This window comes from Streptomyces sp. NPDC001373 (genome assembly GCF_042895815.1).
Lineage (GTDB): Bacteria > Actinomycetota > Actinomycetes > Streptomycetales > Streptomycetaceae > Streptomyces.
This window is the reverse complement of sequence record NZ_JBIAWQ010000021.1, coordinates 92031-115058: the sequence shown is the minus strand read 5'-3', so window position 1 is coordinate 115058 and position 23028 is coordinate 92031. Positions and strand designations below refer to the sequence as shown.

Here is a 23028-nt window from a genome sequence, read left to right as displayed (position 1 = left end):
CGCTCCTCTCCTGCGGCACGGCCGCCGCCGCACCACCGCACACCGCACCGCCGTGTGACGGCGCGTCACCGGATGTCCGGACCGGTGTCACCCGGGCGTCACCGCGTCACCGCGTCACCAGCTCGTCGGGCCCCACCGGCGCCCCCGGTGCTCCGGGAGGCGCCACTGCCCCCGGCGGGGACTGCCGGACCGCCCCGGGACCATCCGTGGGTCCGGCCCCCGGCCCGGCCGCCGCGAGGCCGTCGTCCCGCCCCCCGCCGCGCTGGCGGGGGGCCCGCACCGCGCGGGCGCTGCGGCGCCCCTGCGCGGGGACCCCGCGCAGGACGCGCGCGCCCTTGCCCAGCCCCCGCCCGAGGAGCGCGCAGAGCATCGCCAGGAAAGGCGCGGGGTCGTCGGCGGCGAACCAGGCCGCCTCCACCCGCCCCCGCTCCCCCGCCTCCGGGGCACGTACGGGCCCCGGCCGCGCGGAACCGGGCGCCGTGCCCGCGCCGCCCGAGGGCGCTGCGGCGGGCGTGCCCCCGCCGGGGCTCCGGGGCAGCGAGCGCCCCCGGACCGCCGCCAGCAGGGCGTAGTTCTCCGCCACGAAGACGCGGCCCGGACCACCCGCCGGCTCCGGCACCCGCTGCCCTGTCAGGTCGAGGTACATCGCCTGGACCACGTCCAGCCCCGCGTCGTCCGCGAACAGCCGGAACTGCGCGCCCGGGCGCGGGTTGAAGTCGACCAGCCGGAACGTGCCGCGCTCGTCGCGGCGGAAGTCGAGGTCCAGGATCCCCTGGTAGCCGAGCCGTTCGGCGAGCCGCAACCCCGACTCCTCCACCGCCGGGTCGGCCAGCCACCGCCCCACCGCCGTCAGCCCCGCCCGGACCGGCCACGCCAGCTCCTTGCGGCCCGACCCGGCCAGCAGCGGGCGTCCGCCCCGCCCGAAAGCACCGTGGAAGAACCAGTCGGTGTCGGGTCCCGCGGGCAGGAAGCGCTGGAGCAGCAGCCGGCTCCCGGCCTCGGCGGAGCGCTCGTACAGCTCCCGCGCCCCGGCGGCGCTGTCCACCAGCGTGGTGCTGCGCAGCCCGCTGCCGACGGGCAGCAGCCAGGGCCGGCTCCACTTCGCCACCAGCGGCAGCCCCAGCGTCCACGCGGCCCGCGCCGCCTCGGTCCCGCTCTCGGGGACGACGGTCTCCGGGTGCGGGACGTCCCAGCGGGCGCACAGCCGCGCCAGCTCGGCCTTGTCGGCCACCCGGGCGGGCAGGTCGTCGGGCTGATGGGGGATCCGGAAACGATCCGTCAGCATCGTGGCCACGCGCGAGACGGCGATGGCGCCGATGTCGTCCATCGCGACGAGGACGGCCGGCCGGGCGATCCGTTCCGACACCCCGACGAGGCATTCCAGAAGCGCCTCGGGCGCCTCCGGATCCAGCCCGCCGGCCGGCCCCGGGTGCGTGGCACGCAGGTACCGCGAGCGACCCACGGGACCTCCCCCGGCTTCGACGACGGCATGGACCTCCACGCCCTTGCGCCCGAGGGATCTGACGGCGCCGAGGGTTCCGTGGTGGAACGGGTTGCGATCGAGTCTGAGCAGAACTGCGGGCACATGGCCGTCGAACGCGTACATACAAACGGACTTTCACCTAGTCGGACCAAGCGGGAGGGATGCGCAGCTGCGAATGGCCTAGGAAGCGGCCACCGGACAGGCCGTTCGTCAGATGTGATGTCTAACGTCTGTGGCAAGCACACCGGTTCGGCAGAGCGCGGGAGACGACGACATGCCCAGACCACACCACCGCCTGGTGAGCACCTGCGTCGGTACGGTCACGGCCGGGCTGCTCGCCACCGGCGCGGCGCTCGCGGCCCCGGACGACGAACCGGCCAGGGGCTCCGGCACCGCCTTCGGCGCCTATCTCGACTACGGCCCGTCCGGGGTCGCCCGCATCCCGTCCCTGTCGCGCTGGCTGAGCGGCCGCGAGATCCGGGTCGGGCACACCTACCTGCCCGGCGACTCGTGGGCGGGCATCGAGGGCCGCGTCCCGTTCCTGGAGGACTGGGCGCGCTGGCGGCGGGCCAAGGAGGACCGGATGTTCGTCCTCAACGTGCCCATGCAGGCCCGCAACGAGGGCCGGGTGCCCGACTGGCAGGTGGTGCAGCTGATCCGGGCGGGCGCGCAGGGCGAGTACGACCGGCACTTCCGGCGGCTGGCCGAGCGGCTGGTGGAACTGGGCGTCTCGGACACGGTGGTCGTGCTGGGCTGGGAGATGAACGGCACCACGTACACCCACCGCTGCGCGCCCGACCCGGAGCACTGGAAGGCGTACTGGACCCGCGTCGTCAACGCGATGCGCTCCGTCCCCGGCCAGCGGTTCAAGTTCGATTTCACCCCGAACCGGGGGAGCGACGCGATCGCCTGGACCAGGTGCTACCCGGGCGACGACGTGGTCGACGTCATCGGCATGGATTCGTACGACCAGGGCCCCGGCCGGACCTTCGACGACCACATCAGCCAGCCGTACGGACTCCAGCAGCACGTCGACTTCGCGAAAGCACACGGCAAGCAGATCTCGTACCCGGAGTGGGGGCTGTTCCGCAACGGCGACAACCCGGAGTACGTACGGCGCATGCTCCGGTGGATCGACCAGCACCACCCGCTCTACCACACCATCACCGACTACTGCCCCCACGGCGTCTGGCAGTGCAAGCAGAACCCGAAGTCCTCGAAGGTCTTCCGCGACGCGCTGGCCGAACAGGGGCCGGTGGTGGTGCCGACCCCGGTGGTGCCCACGCCCGTGGTCCCGACCCCGGTGGTGCCGACCCCGGTCGTACCGACGCCGGTCGTACCGACCCCACAGGTCCCGACGCCGCCGGTCCCGACGCTGCCGGTGCCCTCCCCGACCGCGCCCGCACCCGTCGACCCGGAGCCCGAGGTCTCCGTCCCGCCCGTGGTCCCGCCGGCGCCCACCCCCGAGGCGTCGCCGACCCCGACCCCGACCCAGACCATGCCGGACCCCGCGCCGACCCGGCCGGCTCCGACGCCGTCCCAGCCGCCGAAGCCTCAGCCGAAGCCCACCCCGAAGCCGCGGCCCGAGCAGCCCGTCAACAGCCGGCAGTGGTGCCTCCCGTTCGACTTCGGCGACTGGTTCTCGAAGCTGATCGGCGGCCAGTCGCTCTGCATCAACCTCGGCTGGGAGGGGGACTCCGGCTTCTGGCCCTTCTAGACGGTTCATCGCACCCGCAGTTCGTTCAGCCGCGCCCGCCAGTCCCGGGCGGCCGGAAGCGCCTCGCGCAGCGCCCCCACCGCCCGCTCGCGCCCCGTGACCTGCGACTCGTGCAGCCGCAGCAGGGGCGCGAGCGCGTGCGTGGCCAGCAGGAGGCGCTGGTTGACGACCGTCTCGGGCCTCCAGTGGTTCTTGTACGGCTCGTTGCCGCGCAGGAAGCTCACCACCGGCCGGCCCTCCTCCAGCGCCCGCCCGGCCTCGTAGCGCAGCAGCAGCGTGGCCACGTCCACCTTCCGGTCGCGCAGGCCCGGGTCCGCCCCGTACAGGTAGCCGCCGCTCAGCGACGCGGACAGCAGGCTGACGTTGGCCGCGACCACCTTCCCGTCCAGCCGGAACTCGGTCAGCCGGCCCTCCCCCGCCCGCACCATCCGCCGGGTGGCCCGGGTCAGGTGCTCGGCGAACCGCGGCCGCAGGTGCTCCGGGGTCACCCCGCGCCCGCGCCACTGCTTCTCGTGCAGCCGCAGCAGGGTCCGTACGGCCTGCGGCACCTCGCGCTCGGTGACCTCGTGCTCCTCGATCCCGGCGGCGTCGGTCTTGCGCAGCTTGGCCCGCACCCGCTGGGCCCCGGAGGCCGGCATCCGCTTGACGAGCTGGTCGAAGGGGAGCGCGGGCAGCTCCATGCAGGTGGAGTCGGTCAGCCGGCTGGACACCCCGGGCCACGCCTCGAACACGGCCTCGGCGGCCGCCCCGGGCCGCACCTCGCGCAGGTCGACGACAGCGCCGCGGGCCGCCCGGTGCAGCCCGCGGGCCAGGGCGGGCACGACCTGCGCGGCGTGCTCCCGCGACACGAGCACGTCGAAGTAGTCGGTGATCGGCCCGCCCAGCGGCACCAGCCGCGGCAGCGGCCGGTGCACGAGCATCAGCGCGGCCGCCCCGACCAGCTCCCCGCCCCGCCGTACGAGCAGGATCCGCAGCCGGCCGTCCTTCCCGTACGACAGCCACCACGAGTGCAGCCAGGCGTGGCTCTGGAAGGGGGTGGCGGTGGGACACTCCCGGACGAGCCGGTTCCAGGACTCCTCCAGCGCCGCGAACTGCCGGGAGTCCCGGCACAGCGTCACCGACAGGGCCCCGTCGGAGCCCCGCGTCATCGCACGGACTCCTTCTCCTTGGTCTCGGAGTGCTCACCCTGGGCGGGCAGGGAGGCGTACTCCTCCACCACCGGGTGCTCCGCCTCCTCCCGCGCCCCGGACCTGCGGCGGGCGGGACGGGCCAGCAGCCACAGCCCGCCGAGCAGCCCGCCGGCGCACAGTCCGACGGCGGCGCTGATCGCGGCGGACGGGGAGGCGGGCTCACCCGGCGCGACGGCCTGGTTGAACAGCAGCAGCTGCACACCGGTGTTCTTGGCAGCCTGGTTGCTGGTGAGCGAGAGGGCGTCGGCGACGGCGTTGGCGATGTCGGCGGCCTCGGCGGCGCTCCTGGAGGTGCCGGTGATCGCGATCATCGGCGAGTCGGGGGAGGTCTCGGCGCGGACCTGCGTCCGCAGCTGCCGGGCGCCGATGCCCGCGCGGGGCTGGGCGTAGGCGAGGGTGGAGCTGCTGGTGGCGATGCGGCCGTAGGCCTGGGCGAAGCCGAGGGCGGTGGCCGGCTCGGTGGTCTCGTTCGGGACGGCGACGACGTAGCTGGTGGCGGCGTACTCGGGCGCCTTGAGCACCCCGTACGCCCCGCCGGCGGCCATCCCGAGCAGGGCGCAGGCGGGCAGGGGCCACCACGCGGACGGTGGCAGCAGCCTGCGCCTCCTGGCGGAGCGGTGGTCGGACTTCTTCCGGTCGGGCTTCTTCTGGTCGGGCCTGTTCTGGTCGGGCCTGTTCTGGTCTGCGCTGTCGGCCATGGGGTGCTCGCTTCCTGGGTGAAGGGGGTGCGTAGGGGCAAAGAAGGGGATCAGCCGTCCGAGCCGGGCGCGGCCAGGTCAAGCCCCGCCTGCGGTCGGGGCGCGGGCTCGGGTGCGGAGCCCCGGGGCTCGGCCGCGGGCACGGGCCCGGCGCCGCCCCTCGCCGCGGGCACGGGTGCCGCCAGCGCGAGCCCGTAGACGTCCAGCAGCCGCGCCGCGCTCCGCGCGATGTCGTACCGCCGCACCACCGCAGGCGCGGGCAGGCGGCGGGCGCCCGCCTCCATCTGCCCCCGCAGCGCGGCGACCAGCTCCTCGGTCCCCGTCCCGATCCGCCGCGCCCCCGGCGCCTGCGCGGCGGGCAGGTCGTCGATGGCGGGGCAGGTCACGTGCAGCACGGGCAGCCCGGCGGCCAGGGCCTCGACGACGGCCAGCCCGAACGCCTCCTCCCGGGAGGGGGACACGAAGACGTCCATGGCGGCCAGCAGCGCGGGGACCCCGGGGGTGCGCCCGTCGGGGCTGTCGCCCAGCGGGTCCCGCTCCCCCAGCAGGTGGATCCGCGCCTGGGCGCCCAGTTCGGCGGCGAGGGTGCGCAGCGCGGCCCGCTCCGGGCCGTCACCGGCCAGCAGCAGGTGCGCGCCGGGCAGTGCGGCGACGGCCCGGACGAGGACGTCGAACCGCTTGCCGGGCACCAGGCGCCCGACCCCGCCGACCACGAAGGCCCGTTCGGGCAGGCCGGTCCGGGCGCGGGTGGCACGGCGCACGCCCTCGTCGAAGCGGAAGCGGGCGGCCTCGATCCCGTTCGGGACGACGTGGACCCGCTCGGCGGGCACCCCCCACCGCTCCAGGCGGGCCGCGACGGTGTCCGAGACCGCGACCGTCGCCGCCCCGAGCCGCTCGCTGGCGAGGTACAGGCGGCGGACCCCGCCGGACAGGGGCCGGCCCTCGATCTCGGCCTCGCCCAGGGAGTGCTCGGTGGCCACCGTCGCCCGGACCCCGGCGAGCCGGGCGGCGAGGCGCCCGTAGACGCAGGCCCGGTAGAGGTGGGTGTGGACGAGGTCGTAGCGGCCCCGCCGGACGAAGCGGACCAGCTTCGGCAGGGCGCCGAGGTCGCGGTTGCCGTGCATGCCGAGGTGGACGACCCGGATCCCGTCGGCGCGCAGCCCCTCGGCGACCGGGCCGGGGTTGGTGAGGGTCAGGACGTCGCAGTGCATGGGCATGTGGCGCAGCAGCAGCCGCAGTTGCTGTTCGGCACCGCCGACGCCCAGGCCGGTGATGATGTGGAGGGCCTTCACCGCAGCACCGGCACCTTCCGACGCAGCTCGCGGGCCCCGTGCCGCAGCTCCTTGATCCGCAGCCGGGCGGCCCCGTCGGCCTGGCTGACGTGGGTGCGGGGCAGGGCGTGCGGGCCGGCGAGGCGTCCGGGGGAGATCGCGCAGGCGTACGCGTAGCCGGCGGCGCGGGTGGCGTCGACGACGCGGGCGTCGAGGTGGCCGTACGGGTAGCAGAACCCGTCGGGCAGGGTGCCGGTGAGTTCGCGCAGGAGCTCGCGGCTGCCGCGCAGTTCCTGCTGGAGGACGTCGTCGGGGGCGGCGGTGAGGTCCTGGTGGAGCAGGCCGTGGGAGCCGATCTCCTGTCCGGCGGCGGCGACCTCGCGGATCTGTTCGGCGGTGAGGAGGGACTTGCGGGGGCCGAGCGGGTCCCACACGTTGTCGACGCCGAGCCGTCCGGGGAGGGCGAAGAGGGTGGCGGTGAAGCCGTGGCGGTGCAGCAGGGGCAGGGCGCGGGTCAGGAAGTCGGTGTAGCCGTCGTCGAAGGTGAGGCCGACGAGGTCGTGGCCGCGTCCGGCCGCGCGGGCGCGCAGCAGTTCGCCGACGCAGACCCCGCGCAGACCGCGGGAGCGCAGCCACCGCAGCTGGGCGTCGAGGGCGTCGGGGGTGACGGTGATCCCGTACGGGTCCTCGGCGGGGTCGGTGAACTCGGCGACGGAGTGGTACATCAGGATCCACGGCGACGGGGTCCGGCGGGCGGCGGCCGCCACGGCCGCGGGTGCCGTGTCGGTGTCAGCGGGCATTGCGGAACCTCTGGGTGAGCTGGGCGGTCTGGGCGGCGGTGTGGGCGGCGATCTGGGCGATCTGGCCGGGGAGGGCGGTGATCTCCAGGGCTCTCATGGCCAGCCCGGTGGCCCCGAACATGGCGGGGACCAGCAGGCAGCCGAGGGCGGCGCTGAGCAGCGGGTCGGGGATCATCGGGCCGGCGAGCCAGCCGGTGGCGCAGGCGCAGGCGGCGGCGACGGCGAGGCGGCCGATGCTGACGGCGACGCGGCGGGCCTGGATGGCGATGATGCGGGAGCCGATGCCGGTGAGGAGCAGGGCGGCGGTGGCGGTGATGCCTGCGGCGTTGGCGGCGGCGATGCCGTAGGTGCCCCACCAGCCGACGAGGAGGGCTCCGGCCGCGATGTTGACGAGCAGTCCGGCACCCATCGCGAGCGCCGGGAACCAGGTGGGCCGGGCGGTCGAGAAGAAGGGCCGGGACAGGGCTCCGACGAGGCAGTGGCCGAGGAGTCCGAGGCCGTAGACGCGCATGACGGACGCGGTGGTGAGGGTGTCCTGGTGGGTGAAGGCGCCGCGTTCGAAGAGGACTTCGATGATCTGCGGGGCGTAGCCGATGACCAGGGCCATGCCCAGCAGAACGGCGAGGGAGGCGAGCGCGAGGTCCTGTTCGACGCGCCGGCGGGCCTTCTCGCGCTCGCCGCCGGCCATGGCCTGGGCGACGACGGGGAAGGTGACGGTGCAGATCATCAGGGAGAGCACCATCGGCATCTGCGCGACCTTCTGCGCGTAGTTGAGGTGCGAGATGGCGCCGGAGGGCAGGGAGGCGGCGAGGAACCGCTCGACGAGGACCTGGGACTGGCGGAAGACGGCGAAGGAGATGACGGGGGCGATCACGCCGAAGGCGATGAGGGTGGGCCGGTCGCGGTCGCGCTGGCTGCGGGGGGCGCCCTTGGCGCGGGGCGGTCCGAAGCCGACGTTGCGGATGAAGGCGGGCAGTTGCACCAGCACCATCAGCAGTCCGCCGACGGCCACGCCGGCGGCGGCGGCCCGGACGCCCCACAGGGTGTGGAGGGCGACCATGGTGGCGATGATCCCGACGTTGTACGAGACGTAGATCGCGGCGGGCGGCAGGAAGGACCGGTGGGCGCGCAGGGCGGCGCTGAAGTATCCGGCGATGCCGAAGGTGAGGACGGTCAGGGCGGTCATCCGGGTGCACTGGACGGCCAGTTCCGGGTCGGGCAGGCCGGGTGCGAGGACGCCGACGACCAGGGGGGCGGCGACGACGAGGACGGAGGCGACGGCCGCGAGGAAGACCATCAGGCGCGGCAGGGTGGCCCCTACGAGCAGGCGTACGGGGTCGGCCGCGCGGGCCTCCTTGCGGGTCAGTCCGGCCCGGCTGGCGGCGCGCCGGGCGAGGGCGTGGCTGAAGGCGGGCACCATCAGCAGGGCCATGGCGTCCTCGATCAGCAGGGTCGAGGCCATCTCGGGGACGGTCCAGGAGATGAGGAAGGCATCGCTGTCGTGTCCGGCGCCGAAGAGGTGGGCGATGGCCTGGTCGCGCAGGAGGCCGAACACGGCCCCGGCGGCGGTCAGTCCGGCGGTGACGGCGGCGGCCTTGACGAGGAACCGGCCGAGGGGGACGCCGGGCTTGCCGGCCCCGCCTGCGGCCCGGTCCGCGCCGGGCCCCGCGCCCGCCCCCGCGCCACCGACGGCGCCCGCGCCCGTGCGCCCGGCGGCCTCCCCGCCGGGCCCTGCGGAGGCGGAACACGGTGGCCGGGTGGCGCCCCGCCGGGGCGGAACGGCCGCGTCGGTCCCCGCGGGCGCCGGGCCCCGGCCGGTGTACCCGGGCCGGGGCCGGGCCTCGGGCGGCCCGTCGACGGCGGGAGCGGTGGCGGGGCCCGCGGCCGCGGCGAGGTCGGTCGCCGGGGCCGCGGGCCGCCGCCAGGGGGTCGTGTCGGTCACCGGACGGCCGGCCCGTCGGCGGGCCGGCCGTCCGCGGCACCGGTGGAGGGCAGCGCCCACCAGGCCGCGAGCCCGACGATCACACCGGTCAGGACGGTGGAGGGGCCGCCGATGTCCGCGTACAGGAAGTCGGTCAGCTGCCACACGAGCAGCCCGATCGCGATCAGCCCGCAGTCGCGGATCCTCCGGTCGCGGGCCACCGCGTACCGCCGCAGCCCCGCGACCAGCAGGGCGGCCCAGCCGCCGGCGAGCGCGAGCAGTCCGACGAGCCCCTGTTCGCCGAGGACCAGCAGGTACATGTTGTGCGGGGACAGCAGCGGCTGCCTGATGAAGGCCTGGCCGGCGCCCGCGGTGTCGCTGCCGGAGGACAGGCCCAGCGAGGAGTGCCCGTCGCGGTGCGCGGGGAAGCCCTTGAGGCCCACGCCGACGGCCGGCCGCTCGCGCCACATCGACTCGGCGGCGGCCCACATCGTGTAGCGGTCGGTGACCGACTGGTCGGGGGCGCTGGAGACGCGGGTGATGGAGTCGAGCCGCTCGGCGACCATCTCGGAGCCCAGCCCGAGCCCGGCGACCAGAACCACCCCCAGGGCGGCCAGCGCCACGAGCACCGCCAGCGCCCGCCGGATCCCGGCCAGGCACATCACGAGCACCGCCGCCCCGACGGTGGCGATCCACGCGCCGCGGCTGAAGGACAGCACCAGCGGGACCACCAGCGCCGGCGCGCAGCACGCGGCGGCCCTGCGGACCTTCGCGGGCAGTCCCGGCGCGAGGGCTGCGGCGGTGGCGACGACGAGCCCGTACGCGACGACGGTGGCCATGCCCATGACGTCGCCGGGGCCGAAGGTGCCCACGGCGCGGATGTCCTCGCCCTGGTAGGAGGCCCCGGTGTGCGTCGCGTACTGCACGACCCCCACCGCGCCCTGCACCAGCCCGAGCACCACGAAGCACCCGGCGGCGAGCCGGAACTCCCGGGCGTCGCGCACCAGCAGCACCACGGCCGCCGGGACCAGCACGAACACCTGGAGGTAGCGCACGAACCCGGGCAGGGCGGCGTACGGGTCCCCGGCGGTCGCGGTGGAGACGGCGAGCCCGATCCCCGGGGTCCCGAGCACGAGCACGCCCAGCGGGTTCAGCGTCCGCACCCGGCCCCGCAGGGCCTGTACCGCGCAGACGAGGGCGAGCAGCAGCGAGGCGGCGTCGGCGGGGCCGACCTTGCCGGAGGCGGTGGCGTCGCCGGCCGGGAGCGGGGCGAGCAGGAGCAGGACGGTCGCGGCGAGCGGCAGCAGCGGCCAGTGCCGGCGCAGCACGGCGGCCGCGGCGGCGGGGCGCACGGGTCCGGGGACGGCGAGGCTCATGGCTCAGCTCCCGCCCAGCCGGAAGCGGAAGAAGGAGGCTGCGGTCCGCGCCAGGATCCACAGGTCCTGCCACAGCGACCAGGTGTCGATGTAGTGGTTGTCGAAGCGGGCCCGGTCCTCGATGGAGGTGTCGCCGCGCAGCCCGTTGATCTGGGCGAGTCCGGTGATGCCGACGGGCATCCGGTGGCGGGCCTCGTAGCCGGGGTGGAGGCTGCTGAACTTGGCGACGAAGAAGGGGCGTTCGGGTCGCGGGCCGACCAGGCTCATGTCGCCGCGCACGACGTTCCACAGCTGCGGCAGCTCGTCCAGCGAGGATTTGCGCAGGAAGGAGCCGACGGGGCTCATCCGGCGGTCGCCGGCGACGGTCCAGCGGGTGGCGGACTCGTGCTCGTCGGCGCGCAGGGTGCGGAACTTCAGCAGGGTGAAGGGGCGCCCGTAGAGGCCGACCCGTTCCTGACGGAAGATCACCCCCGGCCCGTCGGAGAGCCGTACGGCCAGCGCGCAGACGCCCATGACGGGGGCGGCGGCGAGGAGGGCGAGCGCGGCGAGGGCGGAGTCCACGATCCGCTTGGCGGACCGCTCCACCGGCCGGGCGGGCCGGGGCAGCAGGGGCTGTACGGCGTAGCCCCACAGCTGATCGGCGGGGTGGGCGAGCCGCATCCCGGTGACCTTGGCGGTGCCGGCAGGGTCGGCGAGCCAGAGCCGGCAGCCGTGGTCGTGGAAGAGGCGGACCAGGGCGGCGGTGCGCTCGTCGGTCTCGGGCGGGCGGGTGAACACCGCGCAGCGCACGGAGTTCTGGATGACGGCGCGCCGGACGTCCTCATGGGTGGCGAGTACGGGCAGCGGGCCGCCCACCGCGTCGGCGGGCTCGGCGGCGTCGGCGATCCCGACGGGCCGCAGCCCGTACTCGGGGCGTCCGTGCAGGGCGGCGGCGACGGCACCGGGCCCCTCGCCGGGGCCGACGACGAGCGTGGAGACGGGGTGGCGCACGGCGGAGCGGCGCCACGCCCGGTGGACCAGCCCGCGTCCCGCGCAGGCCAGGACGGCCTGGAGGCAGACGGCGGTGAGCAGCGCGTTCCAGCCAAGGGCCCGCTCGGGCGCGGCTGCGGCGAGGACGGCGGCGGCTCCGCACCACAGCGCGGCGGTCCGCCAGGCCAGCGCGGGCAGTTCGAGGAGGGCGGAGGGGGCGAGGCGGGGCCGGTAGAGCCCGCCCTGCGCCTGGAGGGCGGCATTGACGGCGGCGAGCAGGGCGGCGGCGGGCACCGCGGCCTGGGCCGGGAGCTGCGGCCCGGGCAGGGCCGCCACGGTGGCGGCCGCCGCCAGCGCGTCGGCGGCCACCAGCGCGGCGGCGCCCCGGCCGCCGCGGACCCGGCCCGGGCGGGCGGCGGGGCGGGCCCGTTCGGCCAGCGGCCCGCGCGGCGGGTGGATGGCGGTCACGGCACGGCGGCCCGCCGCGGGGGACGCGGCGGGCGGAACGGCGGGTGGGACGGCCGGCGACACGGAGGCGAAGGCGCTGCCGCCGGCGTGCCCCGTGCCGCTCTGCCCCCCGGTGTGCCGGGCGGGTGCGCTGTCCATCGTCATCGGCTGATGCGCTCCTGGTTCAAGGGCTGGGGGTTCCCCCCGCGCAGCCGGGGGGAGGGCCTGCCCAGCAGTTCGTGGTACAGGCCGGTGACCGCGTCCGTGGTCCGCCGCACGTCGAACTCGGTCCGGGCGTGCTGCTGGGCCTGCTCGCCGAGTTCGGCGAGCAGCCGCGGTTCGGCGAGCAGCCGTCCCAGGGCCTTGGCCAGCGCCGTCGGGTCCTCCGGCGGTACCAGGCAGAGCCGTCCGTGACCGGACGGCAGGCTCTCCCGCGCACCGCTGACGTCGGAGACCAGGACCGGTCGGCCGCAGGCCATGGCTTCGAGGGGGGCGAGCGCCATGCCTTCCCACCGCGACGGCAGTACAACGAGATCGGCGGCCCGAAGCCACGGTCGGATGTCGCGGGCCGCTCCGGCGAAGTGGACTCCGGCGGGTGCGGTGCGGCTCAGCCGTTCGGCGTCGGGGCCGTCGCCGACCAGGGCGAGGCAGGCACCGGGGACGGTGGCGAGCGCCTCCGGCCAGGCGCGCAGCAGGACGTCCTGGCCCTTCTGGGGGCAGAGCCGGCCGACGCAGACGGCGAGCGGCCCCTCGCCCCGCAGGGCCTCGGGCAGCGGGAGCGCGGCGCGGGCCTCGGCCCGGTCGCGGTCGCGGTCGGGGTGGGCGGGGCGGAAGTGGGCGAGGTCCACGCCGTTGCGGATCACCGCCCAGCGGGCGGTGATGCCCTCCGCCTCGCCGGCCCGGCGTTCCGCCTCGCTGACGCAGAGCACCCGGTCGGCCCAGCGGGCGCCGGCCCGCTCCCAGCGCAGCGCGAGCGCGGCGGTGGTTCCGCCGGCGGCGTCGAAGGACCAGGCGTGCGGCTGGAAGACGGTGGGCAGGGAGCCCCGTACGGCCATCCGCCCGGCCAGCCCGGCCTTGGCGCTGTGGGCGTGCAGCAGGTCCGGGCGGACGCGGCGGACCAGGCGGGCGGCGCCGAGCACCTCGGCGGGCAGCCCGGGCCCGGGGGAGCGTCCGGCGCGCCAGGTGAGGACCTCGGCCCCGGCGGCCCGGGCCGCGTCGGCGAGGGAGCCGCCGTCCGGGCAGCCGACGACGACGCGCAGGCCGGCGGCGGACTGGGCCCGTACGAGGTCGGTGACGACCCGCGCGACGCCGCCCTCGACGGGCTGGACGAGATGCAGGACGGTGAAGGACGGCGCGGCCGGAGAGCCGGCCGGCGAGGGGTGTTTCGGCACGTGGAGCGGTCTCCTGCGCTCAGCGGCGCGCGTCTGTCTGAACGAAGAGCACACCGAGGAATTGACCCTGACTTTCGCCCGTGAACTTGAAGTTCAGACTGTGGGCGCCACCGGACAGGGCGGGACTCAGGTCGAACACGTCCGCGTCATATCCGAGATTATTAATATTTTCAGGCTGTCGTACTGATGAAGGCCGACCGAATTCCGTGATCGTGGAATTCATGAGGTCGTTGAAGGGGTTCTCGGCGTCGCCGACGTTGATGCGGCGCCCACTGTCGGCCGTCACCGTGAGTGAGTCCCCCAGGGCTCCGCGGTCCCCGTCGTACGCCACCACCCCGGCCTTGCCCGCGGCCCCGGGCGGCGCCCCCAGGCCGGCGATCTCCACCGTCTCCGCGGCGGCGTCCCCGGCCCCGGCGGCCAGCGACTCGAAGCCGTCCCACAGCGAGATCCGGCGCAGCGGCTCCTGCGGGTGCTCGTAGGCGACCACCAGCGTCCAGCCGCCCCAGGCGCCCACCTCCGAGTGCCCCATGGCGACGTTGAGCTGGGCCACGGTCCACATCCCCGCACCGCCCTTGCGCACCAGCGGGGTGACGTCGGCGGAGGCCTGGTAGGCATCGCTGCCCGCGTCCGTGCGGTGCCCGATCACGGTGTCGGCGATCACCGGCTTGTACGCGCCCCCGGGCTCGGCGACCAGGACGCGGCCGTTGTCCTCCGACGGCTTCTGCTCCCCCACCCGCAGGTTCCCACCCCAGTAGAGCCGGGCGTACGAGACCTTCGCGCCCTGCGGGACCTTGAGCTCGGCCCGGGTGGAGTTGTAGGTGTCGGGGTCCTTGTCGACCTCGTCGTAGAACATCTCGAAGTCGCCGTTGGTCCCCGCCGCACCCTTCTTCACCTCCGCGCACGGCTCGGCCTGCGGGGACTCCTCGCGGCGGCAGCTGATCGCCGAGTTCGAGGCCCGGACCAGCCCTCCGTGCTGCACGGCCTGGTAACGCTGGGTGAAGGGGATCCGGGGCATTTCGCGCGCCGCCGCGGGAACCGCAGCACCGGCCGAAGGGACGTGGGCGGAAAGCGTGAGGCAGGACAGCAGACCGAGTGCGGCGAGGATTCTGCGGGAGGAACCCATGACCCCGTCTCCATTTTCGATCAAGGGGACAAAACAGGAGTGAACTTTGTCAGAAATCGGGCTGGAAATCACGTCGGACTCGCTCGTACGGCCTTTCGGGCGACGGCACGCACCCTGCCGGTGGGCGAGTCGTTATGCCGGTGCATCGTTGTTCGAGTTTTCGAACCGAAAGGAATGCGGAGATGAAGAAGAGGCTGGTGCGCGGCACTATCGTGGCGCTCGGGGGCGCCGCGCTGCTGATGGGCGGCGCGGGCCTCGCCTCCGCGCACGGCGGCGGAGCGACGGCGGAAGGCCTCGCCGCGGGCTCCCCCGGCGTGCTGAGCGGCAACCTCGTCCAGGTTCCCGTCCACGTCCCGGTCAACGTCTGCGGCAACACCGCCCAGCTGGTCGGGCTGCTGAACCCGGCCTTCGGCAACCGCTGCCTGAACGCCTGAGCGTCATCCGCACGTTCGAAACGGCGGCATCCGGGTGAAGTGACGCAACCCGAACCGGAGCCGCGCCGTTGATCCGGGTGCTCCAGTATCCGGGCAATCCTGCAAAAAAGGGACGATAATGATCAAGAAGCTTGTGGCCGGCGCAGCGGTTGCCGCCTCCGCCGTCGGTCTCGGCGCCGCCATGGCCCCGCAGGCGATGGCCATCGGCAACGACAACGGCGTCAACACCGTGAACGGCAACAACTCGGCGCAGATCTACGGCAACCAGGCCACCTACGGCAACATGAGCCCGCAGATGGCCCTGATCCAGGGCTCGTTCAACAAGCCCTGCATCGCCCTGCCGGCCAAGGTCAACGCCCAGTCGCTGCTGGCCCTGGTGAACGTCGGCGTCCAGGACATCCCGGTCCTGTCCAGCCCGCAGAACCAGCAGTGCACCGAGAACTCCACCCAGGCCAAGGGCGACGAGGCCCTCTCGCACATCCTGGACAACATCCCGATCCTCTCGGGCAACGTCTCCTCCGGCAGCTGACCGAGGCCGCGCCGCGCGAGGCCGTCGCACCCCCGGGTCGCGGCGGCCTCGCCGTGTATCGAGCCCATCGCCGTGTATCGAGCCCTCGAATTCCATCCCGATAAATTCGGGCGAGAATTCCCCGAAGGCACCGCCGAAGCATCGGAGTGAAATACCCGGCGCCCCCTCGGAAATACCCGGACTTCGCGGTTTCTTTTCACCGGCCCACTCGTTGTTGTGTATGCAGCGGACAGACCTCTGCGGGAAGGATCGAATTCAGATGAAGTACAAGAAGGCAGTGGTGATGGCCGCCGGCGTTCTCGTCGCCGCCGGTGCCGCCTCCCCCGCCATGGCCGACTCGGTCGCCGACGGCCAGGCCGTCGGCTCCCCGGGCGTCCTCTCCGGGAACCTCGTCCAGGTCCCCGTCCACATCCCCGTGAACGTCTGCGGCAACACCGTCAACGTGATCGCGCTGCTGAACCCCGCGTTCGGCAACACCTGCGTCAACAACTGACGCGGCGCCTGCGCCAGCAGGGGCAGACCTCCTCGGGCGGCCCCGGAGTGCACGGCGGTGCACTCCGGGGCCGCCTTCGATTCAGGACCGGCCCCGCGCCGGTAGACAGGGAAGGACCCATGCGACAGGTACTGAGCCGACAGGTACTGGGCAAGGGGGTGCTCACGGCCGCGGCCGCCTCGAGTCTGCTGTCGATCGCGACCGGCGCGGCCTACGCGCATCCCGGGGCGATGGCCGAGGCCTCGCATTCACCGGGCGTGCTGTCCGGCAACAGCGTCTCGGTACCCATCACCTTCTCGCCGAACGTGTGCGGCAACAGCGTGGACGGGGGCGCCGCCCTCAACCCCGCGATGGGCAACACCTGCGCCACCTCGACCGGCGCCCACGCCGGCGGCCACGACTACGAGCGCTACCTGAGCCCCGAGAACGCCGAGGCCTTCGAGCGCTACCTGGAGGAGCGCGAGGGCGGCCGGCACGCGCTGCCCGCGCAGCGCCGGGAGGACGAGGGCGGCTATGGGGACCGCGGCGACGAAGCGCCCCGCGCGCACGCCCCCCGCCACGCGGCCCCCCGGCCCGAGCAGGCCCGTCCCGAGACGCCCCGCCACGAGACCCCGCGCCACGCGGCCCCCCGCCACGACGACGGCCGCCACGGGGACGCCTACGGAGGCTCCGGCGAGGACGACCGGGGCCCGCGGGGCGGCAAGGAGGAGTGCGACGACCACCCGCCCGCCCCCCACGCCGAGCACCCGGCCCCGCACCCGGCGCCCCCCGCGCCCGCGCCGCACCACCCGAAGCCCAAGCCGCACCCCGCGCCGGCCCCGCAGCCCCGGCCCGCGCCCGCGGCGGAACACCCCGCCCCGCTGCCCGCGCCCGCCGGGGTCCCCGTACCGCCGCAGGAGCACGCCCAGACGCTCCCCGCCCCGGCCGAGGAGCAGCCGCACACCCTCCCCGCCCCCGCCGAGGAGCAGCCGCACACCCTCCCGGCCCCGGCCCCGGCGCCGCCCGCGCAGGAGATGCCGGCGCCCCGCCCCCCGCACGGCAGCCAGCCCGAGCGGCCGCTCCCGGCGCCCGCCCCCGTACCGGACGTCGTCCGCCCGGCCGACCAGCCCCCGGCCGCCCCGGCCGGCGACCTCCCGGTGCACCTGCCCCCGGCTCCCGCACCGGCCCCGGCACCCGCCCCCGCCGCCGCCCCGCCGGCGACGCTCCCCGCGCCCGCCCCCGCCCAGGCGGGGCCGCAGCTGGCGGCCACCGGCGCCGGTGAGCTGGGGGCCATGGCGGCCCTCGCCTCGGCGCTGGTCCTCGGCGGCGCGATTCTCTACCGGAGGTCGGCCGCCGCCTGAGCGGGAACACCGGTAATCGGAGGAAACAGCGGCCGGAGAATCCGCCTCGGATTCTCCGGCCGCTCCCGCGCGCCCGCCCGGCCGGCGTTTCCGGAGCGGCCGGGAATCGTTACCCAGGGGGAAAGCGCCGAGCCGGTCGCCGCCGCCTCGCTCCCCGAAAAGAATGAGGATTTCGACAATGAAGCTCTCCCAGGTCGCCGCCGTCGTCGTCGGCTCCGTCGCCGCCCTCGGCGCCACGGCCCCCGCCTTCGCCGCCGACGCCCCCGCGATGCCCCCCATGAGCGCGACGGGCGGAGTGACCGAGGTGCTCGACGCCGTGAACCCCGTCTCCGAGGCCCTCCCCCGGACGGCGGGCAACGCACTGGCCGAGCAGGGCGACACCGTCGGCAAGGTGGTCCACACGACGCAGGCGGTCAACAAGATCCGCAATGACGTCCCCGGCACGGCCCTGGGCCTGGCGAACGGCGCGACCAAGGCCTCCCCGCTGCTCGGCGGAGTGGAGCTCAATGGCGGCAAGTAGCCGCCGGGGCCGGCCGGTTCGGCTTCCGAAACGACTGTGGGGAACGTCAGTCGTTGACGCAGACGTTGCCGAACGCCGGGTTCAGCGCGCCGACGAGGTTCACGGAGTTGCCGCAGACGTTGACCGGGATGTGCACGGGGACCTGGGCCAGGTTGCCCGACAGGACACCGGGGGAGCCCACGGCCGCGCCCTCGGCCTGGGCGTCGGCGGAAGCGGCGCCCGCGGCACCGGCCACAGCGAGACCAGCGGAGGCCAGGGCCACGGCGGCCTTCTTGGCAGCAGAGTTCATGGGAAGTGCACCTTCTCGTTCGATGTCCTGCCCCGGTACCGGGGCTCACACCGAGCGAAACGGTCCAGCATCACGGACGACACGGCTCACGGCCGAATCTGACCTGTTCAGCCCAATAGTCGTAACCATTGCGGCCGCCGACGCCGTCACGGGTGCCGCTATCGGCTGATGGGGATGTCGGGAATGTCGAGATCGGGGAGTTTCGGGACCGCAGGGACGGCCGGGGCGGCGGGAACGGCCGGCGCGGCACCGGTCGCCGGCGGGACCGCCGGGAGGTTGACCGGCGGGACCGTGACCGGCAGGTCCGGCAGCTTGACGTCGGGGAGCTTGATCTCCGGAAGCTTCGGGATCTCGATCGGCGGGAGTTTGACCCCGCCGAGGAGGCCCGAGAGTGAGCCCAGCAGGTCGGACAGGGTTTTGGAGAGGCCCGCGACGAGGTCGTCGATGGGGCCCGCCGCGACCCGCTCCCGGGACTCCGCCGCCTCCTCCAGCCGTTCGATCTGCTGCTGGACGGCCGCCGCCTTCCGCTCGACGGCGGCGGCGCCCTGGCCGTCCGCGGCACCCGCCGGGGCTGCCGCGCCGGACAGTATGACGACGGCGAGGGCCGACGGGACGAGGATGCGAAGGAGGGACGCCTTGGTGGGGTGCATGGGGAACCCTTCGGGGTGGTCGCACATAAGCGGACCGGAATAGTCCACTTACTCACCCACCGTGCGAACGCCCTGCACGGAGCGCAACCGGAGGCGGCGCCCCCGCGCGCGCCTGGGGCTGCGTACGGCCCTCGCGCAGGTGTCCGGAGCGGCCTCACCCGCTCCGGGGAAATCCCCGCCCCGGACCGGCCGTTCGAGTGAAGCAGCGCAACCATGCCCGGCGGCGGCCGGTTGATCAGGGCGCTCCACTAGCGGGCACTCGTGCGACAGAAGGACCAATGATGCTCAAGAAGATCATGACCGCCGCCGCGGTTTCCGCCGTTGCCCTCGGCGCCGGCGCCGCCGCCACCGCCCCGGCCATGGCCATCGGCAACGACAACGGTGTCAACACCGTCAACGGCAACGGCTCCCAGCAGATCTACGGCAACCAGAAGACCGCCGGCGACATGAGCCCGCAGCTCGGCCTGGTGCAGGGCACCCTCAACAAGCCCTGCGTCGGCCTGCCGGTCAAGGTCAACGCCCAGTCGATCCTGGCCGCGCTCAACGTCGGCGTCCAGGACATCAACGTCCTGTCCAACCCGCAGAACCAGCAGTGCACCGAGAACTCCACCCAGGCCAAGGGCGACGAGCCGCTCTCGCACATCCTGGACAACATCCCGGTCCTCTCCGGCAACGCGTCCGCCGGCAGCTGACCCGGCTCCACCCCTCCTGGTCAGGGCCGCGCCAGCCCGTGGAGCGAAGTGACGAGGGCCCCGGCGGCGTCCGCCGCCGGGGCCCTCGCACGCGTGGGGCCGCCCGCCTCAGCCCGTCCAGAAGTCCCACCACCGGGTCAGGACCAGCATCCCGATCACCCCGAGGTGCAGGGCGGGCGGGGCCCAGGCGAACTCGGCGAAGAACCCCCGCAGCGGGGCCGGCGCGGGCAGGCGGCCCGTGCGGACGTTGTGGGCCGTGACCGCCCAGAACATCAGCAGCGTCGCCACCCATGCCAGACAGCACCACAGGCACAGGGCGTTGATCCCGTAGAGCGACTGGACCATCAGCCAGGCGCAGAAGCAGGTGCCGAAGGCGGTGCCGGCGTTCAGTCCCAGCCAGAACCAGCGGCGGTGGCGGGCCCCCGCGAGCAGTCCCGCGCCCACGCAGACCACGACGGCGTAGGCGGCCAGCCCGAGCATCGGGTTGGGGAAGCCGAAGACGGCCGCCTGCGCGCTCTTCATGACGCTGCCGCAGGACACCACGGGGTTGAGGCTGCACGCGGGCTTGAAGTCCGGGTCCTCCAGCAGGAGGAACTTGTCGAGGGTGATCACCCAGGAGGCCAGCAGTCCGGCGGCCCCGGTGGCCACCAGCAGCCAGGCCAGGGACCGGGGGGCGTCCGGTCCGCCCTCGGAGGGGGTACTGGAGTGCCGCCGCTGGCGCGGCACGTCCACTGTGTTCGTTGCCATGGCGCCCATAGTCCCGCGCACCGCCGCAAACCCTGACGAATCCCGGCTGTTCCCGGGCAAGTTGACCTGAAGGTGTGGTGGGAACCCCTGATGCTTCCCGGACGTTTTACCGAATCCCGGACGTGATGTCAGAGCCAGGGGCTACGTTGTGCTTCCGCGAAGTGACAAGCTGCGACGGCCTGGAGCCCACCTTGAGCGATCCGTACGAGACAACCGAGGCGCACCTCGAGCGACTCCTGGGCCGCGCCCTCAACTCCTTCGACCTTCCCGACCCGTTGGTCGAGCGCCTCGGTACGGCGCTCGCCCACAGCTCCTCCCTCTACACCACGCACCACAGCCCGTCGGCGGGGCAGTGGCGGGAGACCCACCGGCACACCTACCTGCTCTCCGACGGCGAGACGGCCTCCCTGTGGGAGCTGGCCTACCGACTGAAGGGCGACGGCGAAACCCGGTACGAGGTGTTCGCCTGCCGCGAGGAACTCGCCCTGGCCGGGGCCCGGCTGTTCGGCGAGGCCGCCGCGGAGCCGGCCCACCCCCTGCCCGAGCCGTGCGGGGCCGGGGACGGGACCCCGGACCTGTACGGGGCCGGGGTGGAGGAGGACCTGGCGCTGCTGAGCGCGCTGTTCGCCGCCCCGGACCCGCGGGAGCGCCACCGCGAGTACACGGCGGAGGGGTCCGCCGACCACGCCCGCCGGGTGCTTCGGCGCGCCGAGAACGCCGACCGGCCGGGGCCGGAGGCGGCCGCGCTGCTGCGCACGGCCTACGCGCACCGGATCACCCAGGCCTTCGGCGGCCGGCAGTCCCTGGCCGACGGCCGGGACGCCGGGTTCAGCCTGTACGAGCACGCCTTCGTCCTGCCGGACGGGAGCGAGCTCAGCCTGTGGGAGGTCGAGCACACGGCGACGCCGGACGGGCGGCACATGTGCGAGGTCTACGAGAGCGAGACCGCCGCACGCGGGGCGATGGAACTGCGCACGCGCGTGCGCTGACGCCGGCCGCCCGGTGCGGGACGCAACGGCGGCGCCCGGGCGGGGCGGCCGCGGGACTCCCGGGACGGACTCCTGGCACAGGGGGAGGTCCAGAGTGATGCGAACCGCCTCGGGCGCAGGTCGGCGCAGGTCGCCGTCGTTCTGCCGGCGAGCCGGACGGCGGCAGTGCTGTGGGCCGGGGCGCGGGCGAGGGCGGCGGGGCCCGCGTCGACCCCGCTGCGGACCGCTGCCGGCCGGCGCCGCGCCGTGGAAGGCGCCCTCGGCGTCGGCCGGCAGCGGACATGCCCGCCCACAGGGGCGGACATGTCCGTGAGGGGTGGCCGGGTGCTCAGGCCTGGGCGGCCTGCTCGACGGCTCCCTCGCGCTCGGAGAGCGGGACCTGCTTGCGGGGCAGGACGAACATCACCGCGAAGATCACGACGAGGACCGCCACGACCCACCACAGCGCGCCGTGGAAGGCGTCGACGTAGGGGGCGCCGAGGATCCGGTCGTCGTCGATCGAGCCGAAGAAGACGACGGAGGTCAGGGCGAGGCCCAGGGCGTTGCCCATCTGGCCGGTGGTGTTGATCAGGCCGGAGGCCGAGCCGGCGTGCTCCCGCGGCACCTGGGACAGGATGGTGTCGTTCAGCGGGGCGACGATCAGGCCCATGCCGATGCCCATGACGATCAGCGGCGGGGCCATCTGCCAGGAGGAGATCTCCATGCCGTAGCGCTGGGACTCCCAGATGTAGAGGAGCAGGCCCGAGGCCATGACCAGCGCGCCGGCCTGGAGCACCTTGCGGCCGAAGCGGGGGACGAGCTTCTCGACGGAGAGGCCTGCGGCGACGGAGACGGCGATGGAGAAGGGGATGCCGGTGCTGCCGGCGTGAAGCGGGGTCCAGCCGAGGCCCATCTGCATGTAGAGCGTCCAGACCAGGAAGAAGATGCCGGTGGCCAGGCCGAAGGCCAGCTGGACGGTGATGCCGCCGGCGAAGCTCTTGACCTGGAAGAGGGAGAGCTCGACGAGCGGGGAGCCGTCCTTCTTGATCTTGTACTTCTCGTAGCCGACGAAGACGGCGAAGACGACCGGCGACGCGATCATGCAGAGGAAGCCCCACAGCGGCCAGTCGTTCTCCCGGCCCTGGGTGAGCGGGTAGATCAGCAGGACCAGCGCGAGGGTCGCGAGGACGACACCGACCAGGTCGAGGCGCAGGGCCTTGGGGGCCTTCGACTCGGAGATGAACCTGCGGCCCAGGATCACGGCGGCGATGCCGACGGGCAGGTTGATCAGGAAGATCGTGCGCCATTCGAGGCCGAAGAGGTCCCACTCGGTGAGCAGCGCGCCGAGCAGCGGCCCGGAGACCGCGCCGAGGCCGACGATGGCGCCGAACATGCCGAAGACCTTGCCGCGCTCGTGGGGCGGGAAGGTGACGTGGATGATCGCCAGCACCTGCGGGACCATCATCGCCGCCATGGCGCCCTGGAGGAGCCGGGAGGCGACGAGCATGCCCGGGTCGGGCGCGATGCCGCAGAGCAGCGAGGCGGCGGTGAAGCCCGCGACGCCGACGAGGAAGAGGCGCTTGCGACCGAAGATGTCACCGAGACGGCCGCCGGTGATCAGACCTGCGGCGAAGGCGAGCGCGTAGCCGGCGGTGATCCACTGGATGGCGCTGGTCGAGGCGCCGAAGTCCTGGCGCATGCTGGGTATCGCGATGTTGACGATCGTGACGTCGACCAGGTCCATGAAGGACGCGGTCATCACGATGGCGAGCGCCAGCCAGCGGCGGCGGTCGGCCGGGGCGTCGGGGGTGCTGGGGTCGGCGGCCGCCTCCGGTGCCGCCGGGGCGGGGACGGTCCGCTCTTCTCGTACGGGCCCGTTCTCTCTTTCGGGCGATGCTGTGGACGTCTCGGTGCTCATGGAGAGGAACCTAGACCGCATCTAGGCCAGGATGCGTCCTATTTCCCTGGCAATCTTGAAGG

General features: G+C 74.3%; 22 protein-coding genes. 8 read left to right on the top strand and 14 right to left on the bottom strand.

The genetic code is table 11. The features are described 5' to 3' along the window. Nucleotides 1-106: 106 nt before the first annotated feature. Entirely contained in the window at nt 107-1462 is a 1356-nt protein-coding gene (locus ACFY15_RS31860; RefSeq protein ID WP_390826533.1) for an ATP-grasp domain-containing protein, read from the bottom strand. Between the two features lie 295 nt (nt 1463-1757). On the opposite strand from ACFY15_RS31860, the gene ACFY15_RS31855 reads away from it, so the two are divergent. Beyond that, nucleotides 1758-3200 (top strand): glycoside hydrolase family 26 protein, encoded by a 1443-nt coding sequence (locus ACFY15_RS31855; RefSeq protein WP_390826532.1) that lies wholly within the window; start codon nt 1758-1760, stop codon nt 3198-3200. 5 nt (nt 3201-3205) lie between these two features. Here ACFY15_RS31855 and ACFY15_RS31850 read toward each other — a convergent pair whose 3' ends face one another. Genes ACFY15_RS31850 through ACFY15_RS31810 form a run of 9 tightly spaced genes read right to left on the bottom strand, consistent with a single transcriptional unit; the run spans nt 3206 to nt 14386 of the window. Beyond that, the gene (locus ACFY15_RS31850) at nt 3206-4348 is read right to left on the bottom strand and encodes a GNAT family N-acetyltransferase (RefSeq protein WP_390826531.1); all 1143 of its coding nucleotides are present in this window, start codon (nt 4346-4348) and stop codon (nt 3206-3208) included. Next, a complete protein-coding gene (locus tag ACFY15_RS31845; protein ID WP_390826530.1) occupies nt 4345-5088 on the bottom strand; it encodes a lipopolysaccharide biosynthesis protein in 744 nt (247 codons plus the stop codon). The genes ACFY15_RS31850 and ACFY15_RS31845 overlap by 4 nt, the downstream gene beginning before the upstream one ends. A gap of 50 nt (nt 5089-5138) precedes the next feature. After that, complete coding sequence (locus ACFY15_RS31840; protein ID WP_390826529.1) at nt 5139-6380, bottom strand: glycosyltransferase; 1242 nt, start codon at nt 6378-6380, stop codon at nt 5139-5141. Next, a complete protein-coding gene (locus ACFY15_RS31835; RefSeq protein ID WP_390826528.1) occupies nt 6377-7159 on the bottom strand; it encodes a polysaccharide deacetylase family protein in 783 nt (260 codons plus the stop codon). The genes ACFY15_RS31840 and ACFY15_RS31835 overlap by 4 nt, the downstream gene beginning before the upstream one ends. After that, nucleotides 7149-9101, bottom strand: coding sequence for a murein biosynthesis integral membrane protein MurJ (murJ, locus tag ACFY15_RS31830; RefSeq protein WP_390688448.1), 1953 nt, complete (start codon nt 9099-9101; stop codon nt 7149-7151). The genes ACFY15_RS31835 and murJ overlap by 11 nt, the downstream gene beginning before the upstream one ends. Continuing rightward, nucleotides 9098-10456, bottom strand: a complete 1359-nt coding sequence (locus ACFY15_RS31825) for an O-antigen ligase family protein (RefSeq protein ID WP_390688446.1) — start codon at nt 10454-10456, stop codon at nt 9098-9100. Before ACFY15_RS31825 ends, murJ begins: the two co-directional genes overlap by 4 nt. A 3-nt stretch (nt 10457-10459) precedes the next feature. Beyond that, nucleotides 10460-12031, bottom strand: a complete 1572-nt coding sequence (locus ACFY15_RS31820; protein WP_390826543.1) for a sugar transferase — start codon at nt 12029-12031, stop codon at nt 10460-10462. Between the two features lie 2 nt (nt 12032-12033). Beyond that, nucleotides 12034-13263 (bottom strand): glycosyltransferase family 4 protein, encoded by a 1230-nt coding sequence (locus tag ACFY15_RS31815; RefSeq protein WP_390826527.1) that lies wholly within the window; start codon nt 13261-13263, stop codon nt 12034-12036. A 19-nt stretch (nt 13264-13282) separates the two neighbouring features. Continuing rightward, the gene (locus tag ACFY15_RS31810; RefSeq protein WP_390826526.1) at nt 13283-14386 is read right to left on the bottom strand and encodes a DUF3344 domain-containing protein; all 1104 of its coding nucleotides are present in this window, start codon (nt 14384-14386) and stop codon (nt 13283-13285) included. A gap of 182 nt (nt 14387-14568) precedes the next feature. Between ACFY15_RS31810 and ACFY15_RS31805 the strand changes: the two genes are divergently transcribed. The 5 genes from ACFY15_RS31805 to ACFY15_RS31785 all read left to right on the top strand — a co-directional run bounded on the left by ACFY15_RS31805 (nt 14569) and on the right by ACFY15_RS31785 (nt 17702). Next, the gene (locus tag ACFY15_RS31805) at nt 14569-14820 is read left to right on the top strand and encodes a chaplin (RefSeq protein WP_390826525.1); all 252 of its coding nucleotides are present in this window, start codon (nt 14569-14571) and stop codon (nt 14818-14820) included. Nucleotides 14821-14938: 118 nt separating this feature from the next. Further along, a complete protein-coding gene (locus tag ACFY15_RS31800) occupies nt 14939-15349 on the top strand; it encodes a rodlin (protein WP_390688442.1) in 411 nt (136 codons plus the stop codon). 259 nt (nt 15350-15608) lie between these two features. Continuing rightward, nucleotides 15609-15842, top strand: coding sequence for a chaplin (locus ACFY15_RS31795; protein ID WP_390688441.1), 234 nt, complete (start codon nt 15609-15611; stop codon nt 15840-15842). Between the two features lie 119 nt (nt 15843-15961). Then, nucleotides 15962-17182, top strand: a complete 1221-nt coding sequence (locus tag ACFY15_RS31790) for a chaplin (RefSeq protein ID WP_390826524.1) — start codon at nt 15962-15964, stop codon at nt 17180-17182. 178 nt (nt 17183-17360) lie between these two features. Beyond that, the gene (locus ACFY15_RS31785; protein ID WP_390826523.1) at nt 17361-17702 is read left to right on the top strand and encodes a hypothetical protein; all 342 of its coding nucleotides are present in this window, start codon (nt 17361-17363) and stop codon (nt 17700-17702) included. 46 nt (nt 17703-17748) lie between these two features. Here ACFY15_RS31785 and ACFY15_RS31780 read toward each other — a convergent pair whose 3' ends face one another. Both ACFY15_RS31780 and ACFY15_RS31775 read right to left on the bottom strand, forming a co-directional pair. Further along, nucleotides 17749-17991 (bottom strand): chaplin, encoded by a 243-nt coding sequence (locus ACFY15_RS31780; protein ID WP_390688438.1) that lies wholly within the window; start codon nt 17989-17991, stop codon nt 17749-17751. 158 nt (nt 17992-18149) lie between these two features. Then, a complete protein-coding gene (locus ACFY15_RS31775; protein WP_390826522.1) occupies nt 18150-18641 on the bottom strand; it encodes a hypothetical protein in 492 nt (163 codons plus the stop codon). A 281-nt stretch (nt 18642-18922) separates the two neighbouring features. Between ACFY15_RS31775 and ACFY15_RS31770 the strand changes: the two genes are divergently transcribed. Then, on the top strand, nt 18923-19333 hold the full coding sequence (locus ACFY15_RS31770; protein WP_390688436.1) for a rodlin: 411 nt from the start codon (nt 18923-18925) through the stop codon (nt 19331-19333). Between the two features lie 108 nt (nt 19334-19441). Here the strand turns inward: ACFY15_RS31770 and ACFY15_RS31765 are convergent, their stop codons facing one another. Beyond that, nucleotides 19442-20080 carry a vitamin K epoxide reductase family protein gene (locus ACFY15_RS31765; RefSeq protein ID WP_390688435.1) on the bottom strand — a complete coding sequence of 213 codons (639 nt, stop codon included), beginning with the start codon at nt 20078-20080 and terminating at the stop codon, nt 19442-19444. Between the two features lie 191 nt (nt 20081-20271). Here ACFY15_RS31765 and ACFY15_RS31760 point away from each other — a divergent pair, with 191 nt between their 5' ends. Further along, nucleotides 20272-21069 carry a DUF6227 family protein gene (locus tag ACFY15_RS31760; RefSeq protein ID WP_390826521.1) on the top strand — a complete coding sequence of 266 codons (798 nt, stop codon included), beginning with the start codon at nt 20272-20274 and terminating at the stop codon, nt 21067-21069. Between the two features lie 328 nt (nt 21070-21397). On the opposite strand, the gene ACFY15_RS31755 is transcribed toward ACFY15_RS31760, so the two are convergent. Continuing rightward, on the bottom strand, nt 21398-22966 hold the full coding sequence (locus ACFY15_RS31755; protein ID WP_390688433.1) for an MFS transporter: 1569 nt from the start codon (nt 22964-22966) through the stop codon (nt 21398-21400). Nucleotides 22967-23028 lie beyond the last annotated feature (62 nt).

Excerpts from the sequence above, each read along its gene's own strand:
- ACFY15_RS31855 (WP_390826532.1), top strand. The coding sequence starts at position 1,758 with ATGCCCAGACCACACCACCGCCTGGTGAGCACCTGCGTCGGTACGGTC.
- ACFY15_RS31850 (WP_390826531.1), bottom strand. The coding sequence starts at position 4,348 with ATGACGCGGGGCTCCGACGGGGCCCTGTCGGTGACGCTGTGCCGGGAC.
- ACFY15_RS31845 (WP_390826530.1), bottom strand. The coding sequence starts at position 5,088 with ATGGCCGACAGCGCAGACCAGAACAGGCCCGACCAGAACAGGCCCGAC.
- ACFY15_RS31835 (WP_390826528.1), bottom strand. The coding sequence starts at position 7,159 with ATGCCCGCTGACACCGACACGGCACCCGCGGCCGTGGCGGCCGCCGCC.
- ACFY15_RS31825 (WP_390688446.1), bottom strand. The coding sequence starts at position 10,456 with ATGAGCCTCGCCGTCCCCGGACCCGTGCGCCCCGCCGCCGCGGCCGCC.
- ACFY15_RS31820 (WP_390826543.1), bottom strand. The coding sequence starts at position 12,031 with ATGGACAGCGCACCCGCCCGGCACACCGGGGGGCAGAGCGGCACGGGG.
- ACFY15_RS31810 (WP_390826526.1), bottom strand. The coding sequence starts at position 14,386 with ATGGGTTCCTCCCGCAGAATCCTCGCCGCACTCGGTCTGCTGTCCTGC.
- ACFY15_RS31805 (WP_390826525.1), top strand. The coding sequence starts at position 14,569 with ATGAAGAAGAGGCTGGTGCGCGGCACTATCGTGGCGCTCGGGGGCGCC.
- ACFY15_RS31800 (WP_390688442.1), top strand. The coding sequence starts at position 14,939 with ATGATCAAGAAGCTTGTGGCCGGCGCAGCGGTTGCCGCCTCCGCCGTC.
- ACFY15_RS31795 (WP_390688441.1), top strand. The coding sequence starts at position 15,609 with ATGAAGTACAAGAAGGCAGTGGTGATGGCCGCCGGCGTTCTCGTCGCC.
- ACFY15_RS31790 (WP_390826524.1), top strand. The coding sequence starts at position 15,962 with ATGCGACAGGTACTGAGCCGACAGGTACTGGGCAAGGGGGTGCTCACG.
- ACFY15_RS31785 (WP_390826523.1), top strand. The coding sequence starts at position 17,361 with ATGAAGCTCTCCCAGGTCGCCGCCGTCGTCGTCGGCTCCGTCGCCGCC.
- ACFY15_RS31780 (WP_390688438.1), bottom strand. The coding sequence starts at position 17,991 with ATGAACTCTGCTGCCAAGAAGGCCGCCGTGGCCCTGGCCTCCGCTGGT.
- ACFY15_RS31775 (WP_390826522.1), bottom strand. The coding sequence starts at position 18,641 with ATGCACCCCACCAAGGCGTCCCTCCTTCGCATCCTCGTCCCGTCGGCC.
- ACFY15_RS31770 (WP_390688436.1), top strand. The coding sequence starts at position 18,923 with ATGCTCAAGAAGATCATGACCGCCGCCGCGGTTTCCGCCGTTGCCCTC.
- ACFY15_RS31765 (WP_390688435.1), bottom strand. The coding sequence starts at position 20,080 with ATGGCAACGAACACAGTGGACGTGCCGCGCCAGCGGCGGCACTCCAGT.
- ACFY15_RS31755 (WP_390688433.1), bottom strand. The coding sequence starts at position 22,966 with ATGAGCACCGAGACGTCCACAGCATCGCCCGAAAGAGAGAACGGGCCC.